The organism is Bacillus sp. SDLI1, assembly GCF_001553895.1.
Classification (GTDB): Bacteria; Bacillota; Bacilli; order Bacillales; family Bacillaceae; genus Bacillus; species Bacillus siamensis.
Genome location: NZ_CP013950.1, coordinates 1535193 through 1558193, shown reverse-complemented (window position 1 = coordinate 1558193; position 23001 = coordinate 1535193). Strand labels below are relative to the sequence as shown.

22 protein-coding genes and 1 pseudogene are annotated in these 23001 nt (G+C 45.4%); 16 read left to right on the top strand and 7 right to left on the bottom strand.

The window, feature by feature from the left end; genetic code table 11:
- Positions 1–164 precede the first annotated feature (164 nt).
- The gene (locus AUL54_RS07265) at positions 165–1160 is read left to right on the top strand and encodes a phosphotransferase enzyme family protein (RefSeq protein ID WP_060963389.1); all 996 of its coding nucleotides are present in this window, start codon (positions 165–167) and stop codon (positions 1158–1160) included.
- Between the two features lie 37 nt (positions 1161–1197).
- Here AUL54_RS07265 and AUL54_RS07260 read toward each other — a convergent pair whose 3' ends face one another.
- Together AUL54_RS07260 and putP are read right to left on the bottom strand one after the other, a co-directional pair.
- Positions 1198–1830 carry an MgtC/SapB family protein gene (locus AUL54_RS07260; protein WP_231595077.1) on the bottom strand — a complete coding sequence of 211 codons (633 nt, stop codon included), beginning with the start codon at positions 1828–1830 and terminating at the stop codon, positions 1198–1200.
- A gap of 180 nt (positions 1831–2010) precedes the next feature.
- On the bottom strand, positions 2011–3489 hold the full coding sequence (gene putP / locus AUL54_RS07255) for a sodium/proline symporter PutP (protein ID WP_016936999.1): 1479 nt from the start codon (positions 3487–3489) through the stop codon (positions 2011–2013).
- 421 nt (positions 3490–3910) lie between these two features.
- Between putP and gatC the strand changes: the two genes are divergently transcribed.
- The 3 genes from gatC to gatB are packed head-to-tail and all read left to right on the top strand — an operon-like array spanning position 3911 to position 7117.
- Positions 3911–4201, top strand: coding sequence for an Asp-tRNA(Asn)/Glu-tRNA(Gln) amidotransferase subunit GatC (gatC, locus tag AUL54_RS07250; protein ID WP_003155732.1), 291 nt, complete (start codon positions 3911–3913; stop codon positions 4199–4201).
- A gap of 14 nt (positions 4202–4215) precedes the next feature.
- Positions 4216–5673, top strand: coding sequence for an Asp-tRNA(Asn)/Glu-tRNA(Gln) amidotransferase subunit GatA (gatA, locus tag AUL54_RS07245; RefSeq protein WP_049628035.1), 1458 nt, complete (start codon positions 4216–4218; stop codon positions 5671–5673).
- A gap of 13 nt (positions 5674–5686) precedes the next feature.
- A complete protein-coding gene (gatB, locus tag AUL54_RS07240; protein ID WP_016936997.1) occupies positions 5687–7117 on the top strand; it encodes an Asp-tRNA(Asn)/Glu-tRNA(Gln) amidotransferase subunit GatB in 1431 nt (476 codons plus the stop codon).
- A 63-nt stretch (positions 7118–7180) separates the two neighbouring features.
- On the opposite strand, the gene AUL54_RS07235 is transcribed toward gatB, so the two are convergent.
- Positions 7181–8029 carry a TetR/AcrR family transcriptional regulator gene (locus AUL54_RS07235; protein ID WP_060963388.1) on the bottom strand — a complete coding sequence of 283 codons (849 nt, stop codon included), beginning with the start codon at positions 8027–8029 and terminating at the stop codon, positions 7181–7183.
- A 128-nt stretch (positions 8030–8157) separates the two neighbouring features.
- Between AUL54_RS07235 and AUL54_RS07230 the strand changes: the two genes are divergently transcribed.
- The 5 genes from AUL54_RS07230 to AUL54_RS07205 all read left to right on the top strand — a co-directional run bounded on the left by AUL54_RS07230 (position 8158) and on the right by AUL54_RS07205 (position 15949).
- Positions 8158–11301, top strand: a complete 3144-nt coding sequence (locus AUL54_RS07230) for an efflux RND transporter permease subunit (protein WP_060963387.1) — start codon at positions 8158–8160, stop codon at positions 11299–11301.
- Between the two features lie 152 nt (positions 11302–11453).
- Positions 11454–12365: a diacylglycerol kinase gene (locus tag AUL54_RS07225; protein ID WP_060963386.1), complete on the top strand. Its 912-nt coding sequence runs from the start codon at positions 11454–11456 to the stop codon at positions 12363–12365.
- Positions 12366–12507: 142 nt separating this feature from the next.
- Entirely contained in the window at positions 12508–13911 is a 1404-nt protein-coding gene (gene rlmD, locus AUL54_RS07220; protein WP_060963385.1) for a 23S rRNA (uracil(1939)-C(5))-methyltransferase RlmD, read from the top strand.
- 497 nt (positions 13912–14408) lie between these two features.
- A complete protein-coding gene (locus AUL54_RS07210; RefSeq protein ID WP_235588415.1) occupies positions 14409–14852 on the top strand; it encodes a protein kinase domain-containing protein in 444 nt (147 codons plus the stop codon).
- Positions 14853–14935: 83 nt separating this feature from the next.
- Positions 14936–15949 (top strand): DUF4062 domain-containing protein, encoded by a 1014-nt coding sequence (locus AUL54_RS07205; protein WP_060963382.1) that lies wholly within the window; start codon positions 14936–14938, stop codon positions 15947–15949.
- 146 nt (positions 15950–16095) lie between these two features.
- Here the strand turns inward: AUL54_RS07205 and AUL54_RS20605 are convergent.
- The 4 genes and pseudogenes from AUL54_RS20605 to AUL54_RS07190 all read right to left on the bottom strand — a co-directional run.
- Positions 16096–16245: pseudogene (locus tag AUL54_RS20605) on the bottom strand (immunity protein YezG family protein); the annotation flags it as partial.
- A 99-nt stretch (positions 16246–16344) separates the two neighbouring features.
- On the bottom strand, positions 16345–16815 hold the full coding sequence (locus tag AUL54_RS07200; protein ID WP_060963381.1) for a TIGR01741 family protein: 471 nt from the start codon (positions 16813–16815) through the stop codon (positions 16345–16347).
- A complete protein-coding gene (locus AUL54_RS07195) occupies positions 16805–17278 on the bottom strand; it encodes an antitoxin YezG family protein (RefSeq protein ID WP_060963380.1) in 474 nt (157 codons plus the stop codon). The genes AUL54_RS07200 and AUL54_RS07195 overlap by 11 nt, the downstream gene beginning before the upstream one ends.
- 5 nt (positions 17279–17283) lie before the next feature.
- A complete protein-coding gene (locus tag AUL54_RS07190) occupies positions 17284–19290 on the bottom strand; it encodes a T7SS effector LXG polymorphic toxin (RefSeq protein ID WP_060963379.1) in 2007 nt (668 codons plus the stop codon).
- A gap of 284 nt (positions 19291–19574) precedes the next feature.
- Here AUL54_RS07190 and AUL54_RS07185 point away from each other — a divergent pair, with 284 nt between their 5' ends.
- The 7 genes from AUL54_RS07185 to AUL54_RS07155 all read left to right on the top strand — a co-directional run bounded on the left by AUL54_RS07185 (position 19575) and on the right by AUL54_RS07155 (position 22954).
- Positions 19575–20294 carry a YebC/PmpR family DNA-binding transcriptional regulator gene (locus AUL54_RS07185; RefSeq protein WP_014469866.1) on the top strand — a complete coding sequence of 240 codons (720 nt, stop codon included), beginning with the start codon at positions 19575–19577 and terminating at the stop codon, positions 20292–20294.
- A 176-nt stretch (positions 20295–20470) separates the two neighbouring features.
- Positions 20471–20794, top strand: coding sequence for a hypothetical protein (locus AUL54_RS07180; protein ID WP_060963378.1), 324 nt, complete (start codon positions 20471–20473; stop codon positions 20792–20794).
- A gap of 149 nt (positions 20795–20943) precedes the next feature.
- The gene (gene cotJA / locus AUL54_RS07175; protein ID WP_003155704.1) at positions 20944–21192 is read left to right on the top strand and encodes a spore coat-associated protein CotJA; all 249 of its coding nucleotides are present in this window, start codon (positions 20944–20946) and stop codon (positions 21190–21192) included.
- Positions 21176–21439: a spore coat protein CotJB gene (cotJB, locus tag AUL54_RS07170; protein ID WP_007408934.1), complete on the top strand. Its 264-nt coding sequence runs from the start codon at positions 21176–21178 to the stop codon at positions 21437–21439. The genes cotJA and cotJB overlap by 17 nt, the downstream gene beginning before the upstream one ends.
- Positions 21440–21453: 14 nt before the next feature.
- Complete coding sequence (cotJC, locus tag AUL54_RS07165) at positions 21454–22023, top strand: spore coat protein CotJC (RefSeq protein ID WP_013351314.1); 570 nt, start codon at positions 21454–21456, stop codon at positions 22021–22023.
- Positions 22024–22111: 88 nt separating this feature from the next.
- Complete coding sequence (locus AUL54_RS07160; RefSeq protein WP_060963377.1) at positions 22112–22645, top strand: GNAT family N-acetyltransferase; 534 nt, start codon at positions 22112–22114, stop codon at positions 22643–22645.
- A 30-nt stretch (positions 22646–22675) separates the two neighbouring features.
- A complete protein-coding gene (locus AUL54_RS07155; protein WP_060963376.1) occupies positions 22676–22954 on the top strand; it encodes a YesK-like family protein in 279 nt (92 codons plus the stop codon).
- Positions 22955–23001: the final 47 nt, after the last annotated feature.

The following is a 23001-nucleotide window of genomic DNA, read 5'->3' as shown; positions in this document are numbered from 1 at the left end:
TATGTTAAGATATTTGTATAAATAAGGATTAACAGGAAAAACTTTTTTGTTTATAGGCGGATGTTACTAATCTGTTAGGAATAAAAAGAAGGGCGGGATGTTGATGAATGACTTATGCTGAGTACACATATCACTGCCAAAAGATATGAAGAGGGTGAATCAGCATGCATAAAGATATTAAAGCGGTTTTTGAGGAAGATAAGGTGCTCGCTAAAGCCGGTGAAATATACGGCTTTACCAAGTTTCAATTTATCGCAGACGCAGAGAACTACGTATATGAAATTGTGAAAGATAACGAACCTTATATCTTGAAAATTACGCATACGATCCGCAGAACACCGGAATATATTCTGGGAGAAATGGAATGGCTTCATCATCTCACAAAGGGAGGGCTTTCAGCAGCAAAACCGATTCCTTCATTAAATGACAGAGATGTCGAAGAAGTGCCGGATGGAAAAGGCGGAGCGTTTTTATTAAGAGTCTATGAAAAAGCGCCGGGCCATAAAGTAGAAGAATCAGACTGGAACGGAACTCTGTTTTATGAGCTTGGCAAGTATACGGGGCACATGCATCGGCTGACGAAAAGCTACCGTCTGAGCGACCCGAAATATAAAAGACAGGAATGGGACGAAGAGGAGCAGCTGAAGCTGAGAAAATACGTGGCCGCAGATCAGCATCTCGTATTCGAGCGGGCGGATGCTTTAATGGAGGAACTGCGGAAATTGCCGAAGAACCCGGAAAGCTACGGTTTGGTGCACGCCGATTTGCACCATGGCAATTTCAACTGGGACAACGGAAAAATTACTGCCTTTGATTTTGATGATATCGGCTACAATTGGTTTGTGAATGATATCAGTATTTTGTTGTACAACATGTTGTGGTATCCGGTCATCCCGTATGAAGACAAGGCCGCGTTTACGGGTGAATTCATGACACACTTTATGAAAGGCTACAGGGAAGAAAATGACCTTGATCCCGTATGGCTTGAAAAAATCCCGGATTTCCTCCGGCTGCGCCATATGCTGATTTACGGATTATTGCATCAGGCGTTTGACCTAGACTCACTCGGAGATGAAGAGCTTGAGATGCTGAAAGGCTTCAGACGCGATATTGAAAACGAAACACCGATTACTGAATATCATTTTTCTGCATTCGTATAAATAGAAAAACGCCGGATGACATCAGTCCGGCGTTTTTTTATAACGTATCGCATTTCACTCCGACGACACCCTGAATTTCTTTAATATCATAATACACGTCCGTGGTGTAGCGGTTTTTATGAACGCTGATTTTCACTTCCATAATCGGAAATTCTTTTTCATGCAGATCATCTATCCGGACGGAGTGAATGCGGAGCTGTTTGCTTTTCATTTCCTTTAAAATCTCGGTCATTTTGTCTTTGTCGGAAAGAGACATCCTCACGCGGATATCTTTCTCCTTCAAGCGGTTGGGGCCGATTTTTCTGATCAGCCATGGAAGAAACTCGACGCTGATCAGGATAAACAAGAGGCTTGCGAACGCCTCCTTATAAAAGCCGGCGCCTGTGGCCAGACCCAATCCGGCTGCACCCCAGATGATAGCCGATGTCGTCAAGCCGGAAATGACGTCATTGCTTTTACGCAGAATTACGCCCGCTCCGATAAAGCCGACGCCGGAAATGATTTGGGCGGGAAGACGGAGCGGGTCCATCATGATACGGTAATATTTCGGAAAATGATAGGCCGCATTAATGCTGACGATCGTCAGCATACAGGAGCTGACGGCGATGACGATACAGGTTTTCAGTCCGAGCGGTTTATTTTTCAGCTCGCGCTCAAGCCCGATGATCATCCCGATCAGCGTGGCAATGCCCAGTTTTAATAAAATGTCCGGATCGATAGGCCAGCTCAATTTGCACAGCACCTCCGCAGTTTTTCTTATAGTAAATTGATATGATTTTCTCACAGTATTTATAGCAGGACAAGTGCGGAAGAAAAAAGCCGTCAGGAATAAAATCTGACGGCTTTTTGTCTATTTCTTCTTTTTCAAAAGAGTTTCCATCCGGCTGAACAGCTGATAAGAAGCATCGGCCGGTTTTTTGGTCAGCAGACTGACGGCAATACCGGCAATCAGACTGAGGAAGAACCCCGGAATGATTTCGTATATGCCGGTTGAAGCGGCAAGCCCTGTCGTAATCCAGATTAGAACGGCCGCAGCTCCGGTAATCATCGCCGCAAGCGCTCCCCATTCATTCATCCGTTTCCAGTACAGACTGAGAAGGAGCGCCGGACCGATGGCCGAACCGAAGCCTGCCCACGCATATCCGACCAGATCAAGAATGGTGCTGTTCGGATTCATGGAAAGCAGGATGGCGATCACGGCCACGATTAATACCGACAGGCGTCCGGTCATGACCAATTCTTTATCGCTCGCTTCCCGTCTGAAAAAGGCGCGGTATAAATCTTCCGTAATGGCGCTTGCCGTTACGAGAAGCTGTGAGGAGATAGAACTCATAATCGCCGCTAAAATCGCGGACAGCAGGAAGCCCGTAATCAGCGGATGGAACAAGATTTTAGAAAAAATAATGAAAATCGTTTCCGGATCTTTTACGGAGACCCCGAAGTGATGAGAATACGCAACCCCGATAATCCCGGTCAGCAGTGAACCGACAACTGAAATAACCATCCAGCTCATCCCGATTCTGCGGGCGGGTTTTAAATCCTTCACTTCTTTAATCGCCATAAATCGTACGATGATATGAGGCTGGCCGTAATAGCCGAGTCCCCATGCCAAGTAAGAAATAATGCTAATGACGCTCGCGCCTTTAAAGATATCCAATAGTTTCGGGTTTACGGCGTTGATCGAATCAATCGTCGTTGAAACGCTCCCGAGCTGGGTAAAAGCAACGATCGGCACAAGCACTAATGCCGCAAACATGATCGCTCCCTGTACGAAGTCAGTCAGACTGACAGCAAGGAAACCGCCAAACAGTGTGTAAAGCACAACAACACCGGCCGTCAAAAACAAACCGAATTTGTAGTCGGCGCCGAATGCCGATTCAAATAACCTGCCTCCGGATACCATTCCGGACGATGTGTACAGTGTGAAAAAGATCATAATAATCACGGCGGAAACAATTTTCAGCAATGATGACGAATGGCGGAAGCGTTTATCGAAGAAATCGGGAATCGTAATCGCATCATCCGCAACTTCCGTATAGGCGCGCAGCCTCGGAGCAAGCAGCAGATAATTTGAATATGCGCCGATCGTCAAACCGAGCGCCAGCCATAAGGTCGATAATCCCGTTGCGAACATTGCGCCGGGAACTCCCATCAGCATCCATGCGCTCATGTCCGCCGCACCTGCGGACAGCGCCGTTACGAACGGGCCGAGTCCTCTTCCGCCCAGCATGTAATCATTAATATTCGTTGTCTTTCTGAATGCGTACCAGCCGATTAACAGCATGGCAGCAAAGTAAATGCCAAGAGATATAATTAATTCAATACTCACGTTTCTGGACCCTCTCTTCTTTTAAGTAAATGTTGCATCACCTCTGCAGATTAGTAGTGCCGGACTTTTGCGCCGGCGGCAAGCCTTTAGTTATCATGACATGCCGAATGCATGATTTTGTGCAGGCTATGGTTACTAAACCTAACAAAGTATCCCCGATCAATCAACTCTCGAAACCTGGCCCATTCAAGGAAAAAATCCCCGGCAACATAGAACAGCTTAAAGATGAAAACGCTACCAATAAATTATAAAAGTAAAAATTTTCTGACATATAATTCGTTTCTCTTTCTCCCCGATTTAGGATAAAATAGAGAGGATTTCATCATGCCACAGGAGGCGGCGTTTTGTTGCTTTAGAGGGCTCGTTTTTGATATGATCAGTATTATATGACGAAACGGAGAATTATGCGGAGGTGGATCTTATGTCACGAATTTCTATAGAAGAAGTAAAACATGTCGCTCATTTGGCGAGACTCGCCATTACAGATGAAGAAGCTGAAATGTTCACAGAACAGCTTGACAGCATTATCTCGTTTGCCGAGGAGCTTAATGAAGTGGACACGGATAACGTGGAACCGACAACACACGTGCTGAAAATGAAAAACGTAATGAGAGAAGATGAAGCGGGTAAAGGCCTTCCGGTCGAGGATGTCATGAAGAATGCTCCCGATCATAAAGACGGCTATGTCCGTGTGCCATCTATTCTGGATTAAAGGAGGGAGACAGTATGTCATTATTTGATCACAAAATCACAGAACTGAAACAAATGATACATAATAAAGACATCAAGATTTCCGATCTTGTTGACGAATCTTACAAACGGATCGCATCCGTGGATGATAAGGTGCAGGCGTTTTTGCAGCTTGACGAAGAAAGAGCCCGCGCTTACGCGAAAGAGCTTGACGAAGCGGTTGACGGCCGGTCTGAACACGGTCTTCTTTTCGGAATGCCGATCGGCGTCAAAGACAACATCGTGACAAAAGGGCTTCGCACCACATGCTCAAGCAAAATCCTCGAAAACTTCGATCCGATTTACGATGCGACGGTAGTGGAGCGCCTTCAGGCCGCTGAAGCCGTCACGATCGGAAAGCTGAATATGGACGAGTTCGCGATGGGTTCTTCTACTGAAAACTCCGCGTACAAAGCGACGAAAAACCCTTGGAATCTTGATACGGTTCCCGGCGGATCAAGCGGCGGTTCCGCAGCTGCGGTTGCGGCCGGCGAAGTGCCGTTTTCACTCGGATCTGATACGGGCGGCTCCATCCGTCAGCCGGCTTCTTTCTGCGGCGTCGTCGGATTAAAACCTACATACGGACGCGTGTCACGTTACGGTTTGGTCGCTTTTGCATCTTCATTAGACCAGATCGGACCAATCACAAGAAACGTAGAAGATAACGCATTCCTGCTTCAGGCGATTTCAGGCGCGGACAAAATGGACTCTACGAGCGCCAATGTCGAAGTGCCGGACTTTCTTTCTTCATTAACTGGCGACATTAAAGGCTTAAAAATCGCCGTGCCGAAAGAATACCTCGGGGAAGGCGTCGGCAAAGAAGCAAAAGAATCGGTTTTAGCCGCTTTAAAAGTGCTTGAAGACCTTGGAGCGACATGGGAAGAAGTATCTCTGCCGCACAGCAAATACGCGCTTGCGACGTATTATCTGCTGTCATCTTCCGAAGCGTCTGCAAACCTTGCGCGCTTTGACGGCATCCGCTACGGATACCGCTCAGACAATGCGGACAACCTGATCGACCTTTATAAACAGACACGCTCAGAAGGCTTCGGCAACGAAGTGAAGCGCCGCATCATGCTCGGCACCTTCGCGCTCAGCTCAGGCTACTATGACGCGTATTACAAAAAAGCGCAAAAAGTGCGCACGCTCATTAAAAAAGATTTTGAAGACGTCTTTGAGAAATACGATGTCATCGTCGGACCGACAACGCCGACACCGGCTTTCAAAATCGGCGAAAAAACCAGCGATCCGCTCACAATGTACGCCAACGATATTTTAACGATCCCTGTCAATCTCGCGGGTGTGCCGGGAATCAGCGTGCCGTGCGGATTTGCAAACGGACTGCCGCTCGGACTGCAAATCATCGGAAAACACTTCGATGAAGGCACTGTATACCGTGTCGCTCATGCTTTTGAGCAGGCAACAGATCATCATAAAGCGAAACCTGAACTGTAAGGGGTGAAATGAAGTGAACTTTGAAACGGTAATCGGACTTGAAGTCCATGTGGAATTAAAAACAAAATCTAAAATTTTCTCAAGCTCACCGACGCCATTCGGAGCGGAAGCGAATACCCAAACGAGCGTCATTGACCTTGGGTATCCCGGCGTGCTGCCTGTTTTAAACAAAGAAGCGGTCGAATTCGCGATGAAAGCCGCAATGGCTTTGAACTGCGAAATCGCAACGGATACGAAGTTTGACCGGAAAAACTATTTCTACCCGGACAACCCGAAGGCATATCAAATTTCTCAATTTGACAAGCCGATCGGTGAAAACGGCTGGATCGAAATCGAAGTCGGCGGAAAAACGAAAAAAATCGGCATTACCCGTCTTCACCTTGAAGAAGATGCGGGAAAACTGACGCATACGGGCGACGGCTATTCCCTCGTTGACTTCAACCGCCAGGGCACGCCGCTTGTCGAGATTGTATCTGAGCCGGATATCCGTACACCGGAGGAAGCTTACGCATATCTCGAAAAGCTGAAATCAATTATCCAATACACAGGCGTGTCTGACTGTAAAATGGAAGAAGGTTCACTGCGCTGTGACGCCAACATTTCTCTCCGTCCGATCGGCCAGGAGAAATTCGGCACAAAAACGGAGCTGAAAAACCTGAACTCCTTCGCATTCGTGCAAAAAGGCCTTGAGCATGAAGAAAAACGCCAGGAGCAGGTGCTTCTGTCAGGAGGCGTCATTCAGCAGGAGACGCGCCGCTACGATGAAGCGACGAAAAAAACCATTTTGATGCGTATCAAAGAAGGTTCGGATGACTATCGTTATTTCCCAGAGCCTGACCTTGTCGAGCTCTACATTGATGACGAATGGAAAGAACGCGTAAGAGCAACCATTCCTGAGCTTCCGGATGAGCGCCGCAAACGTTATATCGAAGAGCTTGGCCTGCCGGCTTATGACGCAATGGTTCTGACGCTCACGAAAGAAATGGCTGATTTCTTCGAAGAAACGGTCAATAAAGGCGCAGAAGCCAAGCAGGCATCTAACTGGCTGATGGGTGAAGTGTCAGCTTACCTGAACGCCGAACAAAAAGAGCTTGAGGATGTCGCACTGACGCCTGAAGGCCTTGCCGGCATGATTAAGCTGATTGAAAAAGGGACCATTTCGTCTAAAATCGCGAAGAAAGTCTTCAAAGAATTAATTGAAAAAGGCGGAGACGCTGAAAAAATCGTCAAAGAAAAAGGCCTCGTGCAGATTTCTGACGAAAGCGTGCTTCTGAAGCTTGTGACAGATGCGCTTGACAGCAACCCGCAGTCAATTGAAGACTTCAAAAACGGAAAAGACCGCGCGATCGGCTTCCTTGTCGGGCAGATTATGAAAGCCTCAAAAGGACAGGCCAACCCGCCGATGGTCAACAAAATCTTACTTGAAGAAATCAAAAAACGATAAAAAAAGCAGCCGCCTGTAAAGGCGCTGCTGACACGGAGACCGGTATGCGCCGGTCTCTTTTTTTTATAAGCTGAAATAGGTTTCAATGGAAGCACGCAGCGTTTCAATCTGTTTATTTCCGCTGCCTGCCAAATTAGACAGCATACCTTTAATAATCGGTTTTCGCGGCTCTTCCTTTGCGCTTTCTTCTTCAATGACTTCCAGCGAAACGAGAACGTCCTCAGGCAGCCCCTGCTGAGCTTTTGCCATTTGAATATCCGCGAGCAGTCTCTTTCTGTCCGCCGCGGGCTGAGTGAAAATATCCTCAGGCAAAAGCGGATCAGGATTGTCTTTTATCAGTCCGGTAATCAGATCATCGATCCTGGCGATCAGAAAGGGGGCCACGTTTTCCGTCCGGAATGCCGTATTTTCATTGAAAATCAAGAAATGAATATAAGAGCTCACAATTCCTTGGGCCATAACGGATGCGTCCGCTAAAAACGGTATGACGGCATCTCCGTAAACGGAAAGCAAAGCATCCCGGTACAGCATGTTAAATTGAATATTCGCCTCATGAAAGTATTGTTTTACCTTTTGATTTTCTGGGATGACCTTTTCGCTCAGCAAGAGAATGATAAAGTCCTTATGCTCCATAAATTCCTGGAATTGATATGCGATTTGTTTTTGGAATACGTCCTTAGGCGGTTTATGCTGATGTTCTGTTTTGATCTTCTTTATTTCTTCCATAGACATGCCGATGTAATACTCACATGCGGACAGCAAAAGGTCTTCTTTTGATTTGAAATGGAGATAGAAGGCTCCTTTTGAAATTCCGCATTCACCGGCGATTTCCTGAATGGTTGTTGAAGAAAACCCTTTTTTGGCAAATAAATGGATGCCTGTTTTTATGATTTTCTCTTTTTTTTCGTTCATGACGTGCTTCCCCTTAATCCTGAAAAATTTAGAAAAATTTACTGCCTTATTAGTTGACGATGTTGAGTTATACCGTTTAGTATTATATAGAATGACCAGTCAGTCAATAAAAAATAACGGAGGACATGATGAACCACATTATTAACTTTGTACTGAAGAACAAATTCGCAGTTTGGCTGATGACGATTATCGTTACTGTAGCAGGGCTGTATGCCGGTCTGAATATGAAACAGGAATCCATACCGGACGTCAACATGCCTTACCTTTCAGTAAATACGACTTATCCCGGAGCTGCTCCGAGTCAAGTTGCGGATGACGTGACGAAACCAATTGAGCAGGCGGTGCAGAATTTAGAAGGAGTGAGCGTCGTATCGTCCACATCCTCTGAAAACGTCTCATCGGTTACGATTGAATATGATTACAGCAAGGATATGGACAAGGCGAAAACTGAAGTCGCTGAAGCGCTGGACAGTGTCAGCCTTCCTGACGACGCGAAAAAACCTGACATTTCCCGTTACAGCATCAACTCTTTCCCGATTTTGACGCTCAGTGTGACAAGCGGCAAAAGCTCGCTTGAAGATCTGACCAAAAATGTGGAAAACACTCTCGTTCCTAAGCTCAAAGGCATCCAGGGCGTCGCGTCCGTGCAAGTTTCCGGACAGCAGGAAGAGCAGGTGGAATTCTCTTTCAAAGACAAAAAAATGAAAGAGTACGGACTTGATGAAGATACCGTCAAGAAAGTGATCCAAGGCTCTGACGTCAATACGCCGCTTGGATTGTACACGTTCGGCAACAAAGAAAAATCAGTTGTCGTTAACGGAAATATTACGTCAATTAAAGATCTGAAAGATATGAGAATTCCGGTCACATCTTCTTCTGCCGCTCAAGGTCAAGCGGGCGGAGCTGGTGCGGCATCCGCGGCGGACGCTCAGGCTGCGCAGCAGGCACAGCAAAGCGCATCAGCAGGGGTGCCGACAGTCAAGCTTTCTGACATTGCCGACATTAAAGATGTGAAAAAAGCAGAATCCATTTCCCGCACGAACGGAAAGGACAGCATCGGAATTAATATCGTAAAGGCCAATGACGCCAACACGGTGGAAGTGGCCGATGCGATTAAAGATGAACTGAATCAATACAAAAAAGACCACAAAGGGTTCAAGTACAGTTCGACTCTTGATATGGCAAAGCCGATTACAGAGTCAGTGGAGACGATGTTAAGCAAAGCGATTTTCGGCGCGATTTTTGCGGTCGTGATTATTCTCTTATTCTTAAGAGATATTAAATCAACGATGATTTCTATCGTTTCCATCCCGCTGTCACTGCTGATTGCGCTTCTGGTGCTGAATCAGCTCGATGTCACATTGAACATTATGACACTCGGCGCGATGACGGTCGCTATCGGACGGGTAGTCGATGATTCCATTGTCGTTATCGAAAACATTTACCGCCGCATGAGGCTGAAAGATGAGCCTTTACGCGGGAAGCAATTGGTGCGTGAAGCGACAAAAGAAATGTTTAAACCGATCATGTCATCAACGATCGTAACCATTGCCGTATTCCTTCCGCTTGCCATGGTCGGCGGACAGATCGGCGAACTGTTTATGCCGTTTGCCCTAACAATCGTTTTCGCGCTTGCCGCATCATTGTTGATTTCCATCACACTGGTGCCGATGCTTGCGCACAGTTTATTCAAAAAATCGCTCACAGGCGCGCCTGTTAAAGCGAAAGAGCATAAGCCGGGCAGATTGGCCAATTTCTATAAAAAAGTGCTGAATTGGTCATTAAGCCATAAATGGATTACATCTATTATCGCGGTTCTGATGCTTGCCGGCAGTTTGTTCCTCGTACCTCTGATCGGCGCGAGCTACCTGCCTGCGCAAGCGGACAAAACGATGCAGCTCACATACACGCCTGAACCGGGCGAAACGAAAAGCGAAGCTGAAAAAGCTGCGCAAAAAGCGGAAGACATGCTGCTTAAACGCAAACATGTCGATACCGTCCAGTATTCATTAGGCTCGCAAAGCCCGCTCGGCGGAAGCTCAAACGGGGCATTGTTCTACGTGAAATACGAGGATGACACGCCTGATTTTGACAAAGAAAAAGACAATGTCTTAAAAGAAGTCAAAAAAACATCCGGCCGCGGCGAATGGAAATCACAAAATTTCAGCTCGTCAGGCAACAACAACGAATTAACGTACTATGTGTACGGAGATTCAGAGTCTGATATTAAAGGCACGGTCAAAGACATCGAAGGCATCATGAAAAAGCAGAAGGATCTGAAAGACGTCAACTCAGGCCTTTCAAGCACATATGATGAGTACACGTTCACCGCTGACCAGGAGAAGCTCAGCAAGCTGGGCCTGACGGCTTCGCAAATCTCCCAAGCCTTGATGCCGCAAACGTCACAGTCTCCTTTGACAACGGTGAAAAAAGACGGCAAAGAGCTTGACGTAAACATCAAAACAGAAAAAGACCAGTATAAGAGTGTAAAAGAATTAGAGGATAAAACCATCACATCGCCTGCAGGCCAAGAAGTAAAAATCGGCGATGTGGCGAAAGTGAAAAACGGCACGACATCTGATACCATTTCCAGACGCGACGGCAAAGTGTACGCTGACGTAACGGCAACCGTCACATCTGACAACATCACGAAGGTGTCATCTGCCGTTCAAAAGAAAGTAGACAAACTGGATAAGCCGGACAATGTATCTATTGATACCGGCGGTGTATCAGCCGATATTGCTGATTCCTTTACGAAACTCGGTTTAGCGATGCTTGCCGCAATCGCCATCGTATACCTCGTGCTTGTGATCACGTTCGGCGGAGCATTAGCGCCGTTTGCGATTCTGTTCTCTCTGCCGTTTACAATCATCGGCGCATTAGCCGGACTGTATGTATCCGGAGAGACGATCAGTCTGAATGCCATGATCGGTATGCTGATGCTGATCGGAATCGTCGTTACAAACGCGATTGTCTTAATTGACCGCGTCATCCATAAAGAAGCGGAAGGCTTATCGACGAGAGAAGCGCTCCTTGAAGCCGGCTCTACGAGATTGCGTCCGATTCTGATGACGGCGATCGCGACAATCGGCGCCCTGCTTCCATTGGCATTGGGCTTTGAAGGCGGAAGCCAGGTCATTTCTAAAGGACTCGGTGTCACCGTTATCGGCGGTTTAATCAGTTCGACTCTGCTTACCCTTCTGATTGTGCCGATCGTATATGAAGTATTGGCGAAATTCCGTAAGAAAAAACCAGGAACAGAAGAAGAGTAAGACAGCGGGCCTTGGCTCCTTAAAAGGAGCCGAGGCCTTTTTTCTTCTGGCAATTCCTGTACATATTGTTGCGATTTTCTCAAGTCATAGTATAATTAAAGGTTGTTAGTGTTAATAATGGATCGGATACTCTTAAGTAGGATGATGAGATAATGAAACGTGCACGCATAATATACAATCCGACTTCAGGACGGGAGCTTTTTAAGAAAAATCTTGCCCAGGTCCTGCAAAAATTTGAACAAGCCGGTTATGAAACCTCCACCCATGCCACCACATGCGCGGGGGATGCCACTCACGCCGCAAAAGAAGCCGCTTTGCGGGAGTTTGACCTGATTATCGCAGCCGGCGGAGACGGAACGATTAATGAAGTCGTCAACGGCCTTGCGCCGTTAGACAAACGCCCGACACTCGGCATCATTCCGGTCGGCACGACAAATGACTTCGCCAGAGCGCTGGGCATTCCGAGAGAGAGTATACTGAATGCCGCTGATACCGTCATTAACGGCGCAGCCCGCCCGATCGACATCGGCCAGGTGAACGGTCAGTACTTCATCAACATCGCCGGCGGAGGCCGTCTGACGGAGCTGACGTACGATGTGCCGAGTAAACTGAAAACGATGCTCGGCCAGCTTGCTTATTATTTAAAGGGAATGGAAATGCTGCCTTCACTTCGACCGACAGAAGTCGAGATTGAATATGACGGCAAGCTGTTTCAAGGCGAAATTATGCTGTTTTTAGTGACGCTGACCAACTCGGTCGGCGGATTCGAGAAGCTGGCCCCTGATTCCAGCCTGAATGACGGCATGTTTGATTTAATTATTTTGAAAAAAGCCAATCTCGCGGAGTTTATCAGAGTCGCGAGCATGGCGCTCAGAGGCGATCATATTAACGATCAGCACATTATCTACACAAAAGCGAACCGTGTGAAAGTAAATGTATCAGAAAAGATGCAGCTGAACCTGGACGGCGAATACGGCGGCATGCTGCCCGGCGAATTCGTGAATCTGTATCGGCATATTCACGTCATCATGCCGAAGGAGAAAGCGGAACAGCTGGATGATTAATACGCGGACAAAATCCTAAAACAGTATTCGTTTTAGGATTTTGTCATCTTTTCAGCGTGATCGGAAACCTTTGAAGGCCTGAATTTGAAGGTTTGCCAGCACGCTGAAACAAGGCTATTGGTAAAACTAGAGGTGATTATAGATGAAAATGAAACCCCCGGTAGAAAAAAATGAATACTATGACGTGACATTTGAGGATTTGACGCACGAAGGAGCGGGCGTCGCAAAGGTTGAGGGCTTCCCGATCTTCGTGCCGAACGCCCTGCCTGAGGAAAAAGCGCAAATCAAAGTGACACGCGTCAAAAAAGGCTTCGCTTTCGGCCGCTTGATTGAGCTGAAGGAAGAAAGCCCGCACAGAACGGATGCTCCGTGCCCAATCTACAAGCAATGCGGCGGCTGCCAGCTTCAGCACATGACCTATGAAGGCCAGCTATTATTTAAACAGAAACAAGTCAAAGACGTCTTAGAACGGATCGGCAAGCTGGATCTCTCTAAAGTCACCGTGCACCCGACGCTCGGCATGGAAGACCCGTGGAACTACAGAAACAAAGCACAGGTGCCTGTCGGTGAAAGAGAAAGCGGACTCGTCGCCGGATTTTATCAGCAAAGAAGCCATGACATCATCGACATGAGCGCCTGCCTGATTCAGCAATCCAAAAACGACGAAGCCGTCCAAGCCGTCAAAGACATCTGCGCAAACTACGGTGTCAAAGCCTACAACGAAGAACGCCACAAAGGCTGGCTCCGCCATATCATGGTCAGATACGGCGTCGTCACGGGCGAAATGATGATCGTCTTCATCACAAGAACAAACGACTTCCCGCACAAAGCGAAGATCATCGAAGACATTACGGCGCAATTCCCGCACGTCAAATCAATCGTGCAAAACATCAACCCAAATAAAACAAACGTGATCTTTGGGGACGAAACAAACGTCATCTGGGGCGAAGAGTATATCTATGACCTTATCGGAGACGTCAAATTCGCCATCTCCGCCAGATCGTTCTATCAGGTTAATCCAGAGCAAACGAAAGTGCTCTACGACAAAGCGCTTGAGTACGCGGAGCTTAAAGGGGAAGAAACCGTCATCGACGCCTACTGCGGCATCGGAACGATTTCTCTCTTCTTGGCGAAGCAGGCGAAAAAAGTGTACGGCGTCGAAATCGTGCCGGAAGCCATCGAGGATGCGAAACGCAACGCTGAGCTGAACGGCATCACAAACGCGGAATTCGCGGTCGGAGAAGCAGAAACCGTCATTCCAAAGTGGTACGAAGAAGGCATCACGGCAGATACACTAGTCGTCGACCCGCCAAGAAAAGGCTGTGACGAAGCGCTGTTGCGCACAATCATCGACATGAAACCGAAGCGGGTGGTGTACGTGTCCTGCAATCCAGGAACGCTTGCAAGAGACCTGAAGGTACTTGAGGATGGCGGGTATGCGACGCTCGAAGTGCAGCCCGTGGATATGTTCCCGCATACGAATCATGTGGAGGTGACAGTGAAGCTTGTTTCAAAAGGTACAGTTGATTATACAGTACCTAGTTAAGAGAAAAATGAGGGGGAAAGATTGTAATGTATTTTAATCTTTCCTTCCTTATAAACTTCTATCTTGTTAATAAGTTGTTCTAAAACTTGCTTTAAGACCTGTTCGTCATCAATGTCAAGGTTAGAAAAAGCGTTCCACTTCTTTCTTAAGTATTGTAATTCTTCTGTGGTATCTTTTCTAGTTGATAGAGCGGATTGAAGTTCAACTTTTTTGATTGCAAGTTTTTTTGTTGTTGGGCTATTCGTTCATTTTGAGCCTTGAATTGCTCTATTGTGATATCCCCTCAGTATGCAACGTGAGGATATTATCAAACCTTTTATTTACTTCTTTAATTTGTCTTTCTGTTTGCTTCATTTCCTTTTCAAAGTTTGAACTTACAAAACTAGCTTTCTTTTCTGCAATACCGTAAAGCTTTTCAAGTTTAAGATTATCTTTAATTAATCCTTTTAGGTCATCTTTAATAGTTTGTAAGAGAATACTTTCCTTCAATATTGAATGTGAATAAAAGAATTAGCCTAGTAAGACAAATTTTTCAAGCTTTTATTTATATAAATAGTAAAGGAGTCTTACATAGGGATATAAGTACAAAGAAAATTCTAATCAAAAAATATGAGGGAGTAGATATCATAAAAGTTTCTGATTTTGGTTTGGTGAAAATCCCTGATAGTACTTTGACAAGTAAGAACACTGAGTTTAAAGGCTCTTTAAATGATCCTAAGTTAGAAGTCATTGGATTTGATAAATATGAAGCAATACACGAGACATATGCACTAACAAGATTAATTTATTTCGTAATGACTGGAAGAAGAACAATAGGTTCATTTAATAGTGAAGAGTTCGAAAACTTTGTCATGAAAGGTATTTCGGATAATATTGATGAGCGATATAAAGACGTTGAGGAACTCCGTAATAATTTTGTTAAGATAAAAGATTTTAATTAGCAGCTAGCCGCCGCTGGGTATTTAGTGAATTAAATAATTGTTATTTATTGTGATGACATAGATGAATAGGAAGGGGGAGAAACATGAATAAAAAATTACAGATTTTTGTTTCTTCAACATATTTAGATTTAAAAGAGGAAAGACAAAAAGCAGTTGAAGGTATTTTAAGAGCAGGACATATTCCCGCAGGAATGGAATTATTCACTGCTGCTAGTAAAAGTCAATGGCATGTTATAGAAGAATGGATAAAAGAGTCTGACATCCTAATGTTAATACTGGGAGGAAAGTATGGTTCTATCGAGCCTGAAAGTGTTAAAAGCTATACACAATTGGAATACGAATTTGCTTTAAAACATAAGATACCTGTTTTTGCTATTGTGTTAAGCGATCAATACTTAATCAATAAGAAAGCTGGAAATATAACACTTGAATTATTTGAGCGAGAAGTCAGGGAACCACAGATAGAAAAATATGATGGTTTTAAAAAATTAGTTCTATCTAACTTAGTACGGTTTGTCGATAACATAAGTGAAATAGCCACCGAAGTTTCTTATTCATTACAAGATTTTATTAAAAAAGACAAAACTGAATACAAGTTTCGAGGCTGGATTAGAGGTACAGAGTTTGACCAAAACACCCCTATAGTGCAAAGTACTCAAAACGATAAGTTGTTTGAAATGGATGAAAATTTGTTATACGAAGTTATTGATACTCTTGAGAAAGAGAATTTTATAGATACAATTGAGTACATATCTGCTTATTGTTCTTATAAGTCTGAAACTAGGCAAAAGATAGATGATTTTGTTTATACTTATTCTCAACCATCCAAAAGGTTTTTTTATGAGGAATTACAAAATCTATTCAGAAAATTATTAAAGTCTCTTGATGACTATACAAACCATTTAGTGGGTAATTTTTTTCCAAGGAATGAGAGACTATACTTATATCCAGACTTAAATATTGACTTTAATTGGGTGGATGAAAAGGGGATAGAACTTTACGATAAGCATTTAAGAAAGTTATCCCAGATCTCAAGAGAAACTATAGATGAGATTAGAGACTTTGTACATGACTCTAGGGTTACACTTTATAAATAAGAACTAATGTCACTCCTGTATACAGAATCAATTCAACACATGTGGAGTGTGTGGCAATGCTGGAATTAAGAGTAGGCAACTAATTCTGTTAGGGATGGTTGCCTTTTTTCAATCCATATATAATAACGGGTGCAAAAGATTGTATCAGCTGGTATATCTTGCGAATAAATCAGTTGACGTTTTTCTGGTGGCTTGAAGTGAAAGAGAAGCATGGTAGAGTCATCTAATACTTCTGCATAAAGATATATTTTTGCCCATTCACAAGGTATGATGTCATTTAATTCTCTGGTACAAATCTTGCGTTTTTTTAGTTTCCAACCTTTTTCACCCTCAATCGTCGAGAGATCCTAGTTATAAAAAATAGCCCAGCAGTAAAGCGCTGAGCCATTATAGATTTATAGATCGAAGTAGCTTATTAAAAATTCTTTATCATCCTCATCTTTAGGCAATATCCCTAAATTTTGATATTTCCAAACATCGCGTCTTTGAAGGTCATCAAGTTCAGAGGATAAAACATCATCATAATTATAATCAATTGAAAACTTTCCGGTGTTTTCAAATTTTAAAGTGAGATTTGTCCAAATATCTTGATTGCCTAGTTTAAATTCTTCTTTTAGTTCTTCAAATAGCTCTTGAAGTTCAATCAGCAGTTGATCGTAAATCTCTTCGCTTACATTAAATTGTTCAGGTATATAATGAGAATATAAGTAATCACCATTATTTGGTGTTGTGAAATAAAAGTATATATCCGCTGAGTCATCAAGTATTTCAGCATATAAAACGATCTTTTCCCATCGAGATGGAATCATTTCATTTAGATGTTCAGCAATCTTTTGATATAATTCACCCATTTTTTCATTGTTCATTTAGATATTGTTCAAGGAACTTTCTGCTGCTCTCGCTTATTGGCGTAATTCCCAAGTGCTTATATTCCCAAATTACTTGTCGCTCAGTATCAGTATATTTTGAAGCGAGTACATCTTCATAATCATAATCAATTGAGAATTCACCGTTTCTATCTAAATTTAGTGTGAGGTTAGTCCAAATATCTGAGGATTGCTTTTTAAATTCATCCCTTAATTCATCAAATAAATCTTGAAGGTCTAGCAGCATATTTTTGTAAATTCGATTACTTACTTGAAAATGTTCTGGAATATCGTGTGAATAAATATATTCTTCGTCTTCATGTGTGTTAAAGAAAAAATAAACTTCTCTGGAATCATCTAAAATTTCAGCGTATAGAGTAACCCTCATCCATTCGGAGGGAATCATATCATTTATTTTTTCAGCAATCATTTGATATAGTTGTTCCATTTTTGTAGTTTCCATTTTCATCAGCCCCCAATTTGGTTTCTAATTGTTATGCTCTTTGTTCTTTCTTCTCCAATTTTATATGTTATATCAAATAAAGTGGGTCTTAACGAATCGCTTTCATACACATTTTCAATTGTGACCGTAACCTTCTTTGGAGGTTCTTCTTTAAGCGCCTGCGACCATGCCTGTTCTAACTTATACCATTTCCCGCCGCTCCTATTAATCTGAGAGTTCATTGGCACGATATTGTCGAATTGGCCTGAGCCTTTGAATTGGGTGGCGATTAGGTGGCCTCCGTCGTCATCTGTCAGACGGTCAGGTTTACCTGCTTTTGACTGTGCATATTGGTTGCGTTTTGCTTCTCCCAGCTGCAAGTCTGCTTTGACACTTGTAATTCTACCATAGTTGTCAGTGGTGTACGTGTAGCCTTCTTTTGTTTTGTAGATGACATTCGGCTTCAATACTTTCTTTCTGGTCCATTTCGCAAAATGCTCGCCGTATTTGACCGTTACCGGCGGTACATGCGGTGCCGGTGTCCGTCTGCCGCTTGCGGAGGTTCCATACGGTTTCGGCAGGATGACCTTAGCGAATTTCTGAAGTCCTTCTTTAAGTGTGACCCCGTTGACAGCATTGTAAGGCACGCCCGCCGGCACTAAGTCGTGACGCGGATGATACGGGAGAAAATCAGCCAGAGTGAGATCTCCGATTTGATTCAACTTGGTTTTGACACGTTTTTTTGATACTTCCATGCCTGTGTTGACCTTTTGCTTGATGTGGTCAACGGTTTGTTTTGAGACCGTTATCGCTTTTTGAGCTGTGGCGGATTTGCTTGCTGCTGTTTTGACTTTGGTCGTCACTTTGGCGGCTGTGCCTGTTTTTGAGACGGCGCCGACGCCTTTTGTACCGACAACTGATGTCACAACTGTGCCCACTGCATATGACACCCATCTTGCTCTTGAGTAGGTGTCGCCATTCACCATGTCTTTTTGGTACGATTCTTCGATTGCCGCTGAAATCGCTTCATACGTTTTGATCGGGTGAGCCACCGCTCCTGTAATGGCTTCAACCGTTTCGCCTGGATCTGTGACCATATCCCACAGGCCGGTGACCGCGTCTTTTCCGGAATCATAAAGGCCGACGGCAACGCCTTTGAAACCGTCTGTGAGTTCACGCGTGTTTTCAATTTGAGTGAAGTAGCGCTGCTGTTCTTTTGTCAGGTTTTTATAGCCAATCGTTTTGGCCATTGAATAGAATTCATCGGCATTTGCATAATCGTAGTTTTTCAGTCTTTCTTTCAGTTTTTCAATCTCCCGCTCTTTCGCTTCTTCCTTTTTAATCGTCAAATAAGCATCCGAATGTCTTGCGATATCGCCTTTTTTCTTATGGATGTCGCTTTCTCGGTACGCTTTGGCATTGTAGTGAAGCGGCGTGGCGCTTTTTCCTTTGCCTGTGGCGTTTTGGAGCTGCTGAAAGTCGGCTTGGATGAACTGTTCGTTTGCTTCGGTTTCTGCGTATTCTTTCGTTAGATCGTGATCAAGCTTGCCGAGCTTATGTATTGTTTCGTTTCTCTTTTTGTCGGCTGATTGGAGCTTGTGATCCACGCTTTCGGTCGAAAAGAGATCAAGCGAGATGATGTCATTGATCTCACCGAGGATGGAGCGCATGTCCTTTTTTTGCTCTTCCATAATCGCCTTTGATTTACTAAGGGCGTGGGTGAGCTCGTGCTCCAGAAACGATTCCTCCACATGCGAATTGGAAAGTCCGGCGTCTTCAATTTTGCCGGGAAGGCTTGTGAGAAATGCGATTTTCATATCGATCAGATCAAGCCAGCTGTCTGTGACGCCGGCGTGGTCTTGGAAAAAGGCTTTGATGTTGTCGGCGCCCCGGCCTGAGAAATCATTGTCCCCAAGATCAGCCATGACTTGAAACGCTTTTTTCAGGTTGACCATCTGACCGCGCAGTTTTTTGTATTCACCCGCGCGCTGTTTGGCAGCGGACAGCAGGCTGTTTGCTTCGAAAACTTTCATGACCATATCCTTTCTTTTGTTCGATATCAAAATTTTACCACGTGAGTCGGGGTATACAGTGTAGGAAATAGGTAATGAGAACAAAATAAATCTTTTGGCTTGCGACTTCCTTCCTGTATGAAGGATTGTACAATAACCCTCAAATTCGGCTTAGTGCGCGCGGTGATTTTGAGCGTGCCTGTTTTTTCTAATGTCTTACACTCGAAACAACCCAATCGCTGAGGTATAATAGAAACAGAGTATTTAATCATACAGATTCAATTCGTGAAAGAGAGTGGAACAAAATGGGCCGTAAGTGGAACAATATTAAAGAAAAGAAAGCATCAAAGGACGCAAATACGAGCCGGATTTACGCGAAGTTCGGACGTGAGATTTATGTGGCGGCAAAACAGGGCGAGCCTGATCCAGAATCGAACCAGGCGTTAAAAGTGGTGCTTGAGCGCGCGAAGACGTACAGTGTGCCGAAAAACATTATTGAGCGTGCGATTGAAAAGGCGAAAGGCGGCGCGGAGGAGAACTTTGACGAGCTGCGTTACGAAGGTTTCGGGCCGAACGGTTCAATGATCATCGTGGATGCGTTAACGAATAATGTAAACCGCACGGCGCCTGAAGTGCGCGCCGCATTCGGGAAAAACGGCGGAAATATGGGTGTGAGCGGGTCTGTCGCTTACATGTTCGATGCGACTGCCGTTATCGGCGTTGAAGGCAAGACGGCGGATGAAGCGCTGGAATTGCTGATGGAGGCTGATGTGGACGTTCGCGATATTTTGGAAGAGGATGACAGTGTGATCGTGTATGCCGAGCCTGATCAATTCCATGCTGTACAAGAGGCATTCAAAAATGCCGGCGTTGAAGAGTTCACAGTTGCGGAGCTGACGATGCTTGCGCAAAATGAAATCGAGCTTCCCGAAGATGCGAAAGCTCAATTTGAAAAGCTGATCGATGTGCTGGAAGACCTGGAAGACGTACAGCAGGTTTATCACAATGTAGATTTAGGCGAATAAAGACAAAAAGGCCGGGACTGCTTATGTTCCGGCTTTTTATTTTGCCCGTGCGTTCAGCCTGTATTGCAATCCGTAAAGCTATAATTGATTAATTCGCCAAAACTGGGCGGCTGCCCATACGTTTCCCTCCGAATGTCATAAACTGGACTGTAACCTATGTGAAGGAGCGATAAATCATGGATGAAAGAAGACCGATTTACGGCGGCGGCTATGGAGGGTTTGGAGGCTATCCGGGGCACGGCTTTGGCGGTTACGGAGGCTTCGGAGGCTATCCGGGGTACGGCTTCGGCGGAGGCTTCGGAGGCTATCCGGGGTACGGCTTCGGCGGAGGCTTCGGAGGCTACCCGGGATACGGTTTTGGCGGTTACGGAGGTTACGGCGGCTTTGGCGGCTTTGGCGGCCATGGCGGCTTCGGAGGCTATCCGGGGTACGGTTTTGGCGGCTATGGCGGAGGCTACGGCGGTTACCCGTTCCATCATCGGGACAGTCAATATATCTGACCATTCGGGAAAAAGCACTCTTGGACAGCAAGAGTGTTTTTTTTTGTGACCGTTTCTAAGCGCCGGGCTTTTTTCATTTCTTGCGGGGCATAAATCCCGTTACGGGTTCATACCTATTAAGGTCATGTGTTTAGGAAAGGAGGATCGTAATGAAAGAAAATCAGCCGTTTACACCGGTTAAATCTTATAAGCCCTTCCACAGCCGGTTTGATCCCTGCCCGCCGATCGGGAGAAAATACTACAGAACGCCGCCGCATCTTTATATGCGGTTTCAGCCGTATCACTTGGAGCAGTTTTCTCCGATGGAGGCATTGAGAAAAGGGACCCTTTGGAAGGATCTTTACGATTTCTATGATAATCCTTATCGGGGGGGAATCGAATATGGCGAAAAAGATTGATGATGAATACTATCGGCTGCTGGAGCAAATCCAGGCGGCGGACTTTGTCTTAGTGGAGCTGACGCTTTATCTGGATACGCATCCCCATGACCGTCTCGCGCTTCAGCAGTTTCATGAATATTCCCGGTACTCAAGGCAGCTGAGAAAGCGGTTTGAGCCTGAGTACGGACCGCTTCTGCAATTTGGCGTGAGTCAGGTCGGCGCGCAGTGGGATTGGGGCCGCGGTCCTTGGCCGTGGCAAGTATAAGGAGGGATCTGTAAATGTGGGTATATGAAAAAAAGCTGCAGTATCCGGTTAAAGTGAGCACATGCAACCCGATGCTGGCTAAGTTTTTGATTGAACAATACGGCGGGGCTGACGGCGAATTAGCCGCCGCGCTCCGGTATTTAAACCAGCGCTACACGATTCCCGATAAGGTGATCGGCCTGCTGACGGATATCGGCACGGAGGAGTTTGCCCATTTGGAAATGATTGCGACGATGATTTATAAGCTGACAAAAGATGCAACCCCGCAGCAGCTGCGTGATGCAGGGCTCAGCGACCATTATGTCAACCATGACAGCGCGCTGTTTTATCATAATGCGGCCGGAGTTCCGTTCACGGCGTCTTACATACAGGCGAAGGGAGACCCAATCGCTGATTTATATGAAGATATCGCGGCTGAAGAGAAGGCGAGAGCGACGTATCAATGGATTATTGATATTTCCGATGACCCTGACCTGAATGATTCACTCCGTTTTCTGCGTGAGCGTGAAATCGTTCACTCCATGCGTTTCAGGGAAGCGGTTGAGATTTTAAAAGAAGAACGTGATAAGAAGAAAATTTTTTAAACGGCCCTCAAACATGACGGCTGTTTTTTTCCTTTCTGCGTTTGGTCTATAATGAAGGTGTCGAATATTCTGATTACGGGAGGATTTTATGACACCATTTACGATTACGGAAGAGACGGCGGGAGCCTTCCGGGTCACCCCCGCCCGGAAGGATGATACAAAAGAGGTGATGGAGCTGCTCGTGTCAGCGGCGGAATGGCTTCGGGATAAAGGATCAAACCAGTGGAGCGGGCTTTTGCAAGGGGAAGATACCCACAATATGCGGGAGGCGATTGCCAAAGGACATGTTTTTTTATTCAGGCAGAAAGCAGAGCTGGCCGGTGTCGTCATGCTGCTTCCCGAAGCAAGCGAGTGGGACAGACGTCTATGGGGCAATGAAGGACATGGAGAATCCGTATATCTGCATCGGCTAGCGATTAACAGGCGGTTTGCAGGCGCGGGACTCGGCCGGACGATCATGACATGGGCGGAGACGGGGGTGTCTTGTCCGGGAAAAACGAAAATCCGGCTCGATTGCGTGTCTGACAACAAGGCGCTTCAGTCGTTTTACAGCGGGATGGGATACGAATCAAAAGGATTTGCATCAGGTTATCATTTGTTTGAAAAAGAGATGAGCAAATAAAAAGCTCCTCATGACGGAGGTGCAAGAGACATGGGATATTTTTATCTGATCTGTCTGGCCGCGTTTTGTCTTAATTTTGCCGTATCGGCTGTTCTCCGTAAAAAATGGCCGAAAAAGATGTGGCCTGAATGCCTTTTGGCGGTTCTGGGCCTTGCTGCATTCGGTACGGTTGTTTACAGCATTTTCGGTGTCGGCGGCTGGGAAGGGATGGGCGTGGGCCTTGCTGCGATGTTTGCCGGTTTCGGAGCGGCCGTCGGTTATGTCGCTGAGACGTGCGTTCGGATCGTGAGATCGAATCAAAAACATTAAACAGAGAAACGCGGCTGCGGCTGCGTTTTTTGTGTTTTCGGCCGCTG

What these genes read in the sequence shown, in the direction of transcription:
- AUL54_RS07235 (WP_060963388.1), bottom strand. Translation starts at nt 8,029, where the DNA reads ATGAACGAAAAAAAAGAGAAAATCATAAAAACAGGCATCCATTTATTT.
- AUL54_RS07225 (WP_060963386.1), top strand. Translation starts at nt 11,454, where the DNA reads ATGAAACGTGCACGCATAATATACAATCCGACTTCAGGACGGGAGCTT.
- AUL54_RS07205 (WP_060963382.1), top strand. Translation starts at nt 14,936, where the DNA reads ATGAATAAAAAATTACAGATTTTTGTTTCTTCAACATATTTAGATTTA.
- AUL54_RS07260 (WP_231595077.1), bottom strand. Translation starts at nt 1,830, where the DNA reads ATGATCATCGGGCTTGAGCGCGAGCTGAAAAATAAACCGCTCGGACTG.
- cotJB (WP_007408934.1), top strand. Translation starts at nt 21,176, where the DNA reads ATGGCGAAAAAGATTGATGATGAATACTATCGGCTGCTGGAGCAAATC.
- AUL54_RS07190 (WP_060963379.1), bottom strand. Translation starts at nt 19,290, where the DNA reads ATGAAAGTTTTCGAAGCAAACAGCCTGCTGTCCGCTGCCAAACAGCGC.
- rlmD (WP_060963385.1), top strand. Translation starts at nt 12,508, where the DNA reads ATGAAAATGAAACCCCCGGTAGAAAAAAATGAATACTATGACGTGACA.
- AUL54_RS07155 (WP_060963376.1), top strand. Translation starts at nt 22,676, where the DNA reads ATGGGATATTTTTATCTGATCTGTCTGGCCGCGTTTTGTCTTAATTTT.
- AUL54_RS07185 (WP_014469866.1), top strand. Translation starts at nt 19,575, where the DNA reads ATGGGCCGTAAGTGGAACAATATTAAAGAAAAGAAAGCATCAAAGGAC.
- cotJC (WP_013351314.1), top strand. Translation starts at nt 21,454, where the DNA reads ATGTGGGTATATGAAAAAAAGCTGCAGTATCCGGTTAAAGTGAGCACA.
- gatA (WP_049628035.1), top strand. Translation starts at nt 4,216, where the DNA reads ATGTCATTATTTGATCACAAAATCACAGAACTGAAACAAATGATACAT.
- AUL54_RS07180 (WP_060963378.1), top strand. Translation starts at nt 20,471, where the DNA reads ATGGATGAAAGAAGACCGATTTACGGCGGCGGCTATGGAGGGTTTGGA.
- AUL54_RS07265 (WP_060963389.1), top strand. Translation starts at nt 165, where the DNA reads ATGCATAAAGATATTAAAGCGGTTTTTGAGGAAGATAAGGTGCTCGCT.
- gatC (WP_003155732.1), top strand. Translation starts at nt 3,911, where the DNA reads ATGTCACGAATTTCTATAGAAGAAGTAAAACATGTCGCTCATTTGGCG.
- AUL54_RS07200 (WP_060963381.1), bottom strand. Translation starts at nt 16,815, where the DNA reads ATGAACAATGAAAAAATGGGTGAATTATATCAAAAGATTGCTGAACAT.
- AUL54_RS07160 (WP_060963377.1), top strand. Translation starts at nt 22,112, where the DNA reads ATGACACCATTTACGATTACGGAAGAGACGGCGGGAGCCTTCCGGGTC.
- cotJA (WP_003155704.1), top strand. Translation starts at nt 20,944, where the DNA reads ATGAAAGAAAATCAGCCGTTTACACCGGTTAAATCTTATAAGCCCTTC.
- AUL54_RS07195 (WP_060963380.1), bottom strand. Translation starts at nt 17,278, where the DNA reads ATGGAAACTACAAAAATGGAACAACTATATCAAATGATTGCTGAAAAA.
- AUL54_RS07230 (WP_060963387.1), top strand. Translation starts at nt 8,158, where the DNA reads ATGAACCACATTATTAACTTTGTACTGAAGAACAAATTCGCAGTTTGG.